Here is a 1,177-nt window from a genome sequence, read left to right on the forward strand (position 1 = left end):
TGTCTAAAGAAAAATTTGAACGTACGAAACCGCACGTAAACGTTGGTACTATCGGCCACGTTGACCACGGTAAAACAACTCTAACTGCTGCTATCTGTACTACACTTGCAAAAGTGTACGGCGGTGTTGCTAAAGATTTCGCATCTATCGATAACGCTCCAGAAGAGCGCGAGCGCGGTATCACAATCGCAACTTCTCACGTTGAGTACGATACTCCTGAACGTCACTACGCACACGTAGACTGTCCTGGACACGCCGATTATGTTAAAAACATGATCACTGGTGCTGCTCAAATGGACGGCGGTATCCTAGTTGTTGCTGCTACAGATGGCCCTATGCCACAAACACGTGAGCACATCCTACTTGGTCGTCAAGTTGGTATCCCTTACATCATCGTATTCATGAACAAATGTGACATGGTTGATGACGAAGAGCTACTTGAGCTAGTAGAAATGGAAGTACGTGAACTTCTTTCTGAGTACGAGTACCCAGGAGACGACCTTCCAGTAATTCAAGGTTCTGCACTTGGCGCTCTAAACGGCGAAAAGCAGTGGGAAGACAAGATCGTTGAGCTTGCAGAAGCACTAGATTCTTACATTCCACTTCCAGAGCGTGCTGTTGATCTACCGTTCCTACTTCCTATTGAAGATGTATTCTCAATCCAAGGTCGTGGTACAGTAGTTACTGGTCGTATCGAGCGCGGTATCCTACGTGTAGGTGACGAAGTAGAAATCGTTGGTATCAAAGAAACTACTCTTACTACTTGTACTGGTGTTGAAATGTTCCGTAAACTGCTTGACGAAGGTCGTGCAGGTGAGAACGTTGGTGCACTTCTACGTGGTACTAAGCGTGATGACGTTGAACGTGGCCAAGTACTTTCTGCTAAAGGTTCAATCAACCCACACACTAAGTTTGAGTCTGAAGTATACGTACTTTCTAAAGACGAAGGCGGCCGTCACACTCCTTTCTTCAAGGGTTACCGTCCACAGTTCTACTTCCGTACAACTGACGTAACAGGCGATATCACTCTACCTGAAGGCGTAGAAATGGTAATGCCAGGTGACAACGTTCAAATGACTGTTGAGCTAATCGCTCCAATCGCAATGGACGAAGGTCTACGTTTCGCAATCCGCGAAGGTGGCCGTACAGTTGGTGCTGGTGTTGTAGCTAAAATCTT

The 1,177-nt window shown here is 46.4% G+C and carries 1 protein-coding gene; it reads left to right on the forward strand.

The window, feature by feature from the left end:
* Nucleotides 1–1,177 (forward strand): elongation factor Tu (tuf, locus tag H5300_RS26710; protein ID WP_017079846.1); only part of this gene is annotated, 1,177 nt, incomplete at both ends.

The sequence above is a fragment of the Vibrio sp. SG41-7 genome (assembly GCF_014164465.1).
Lineage (GTDB): Bacteria > Pseudomonadota > Gammaproteobacteria > Enterobacterales > Vibrionaceae > Vibrio > Vibrio splendidus.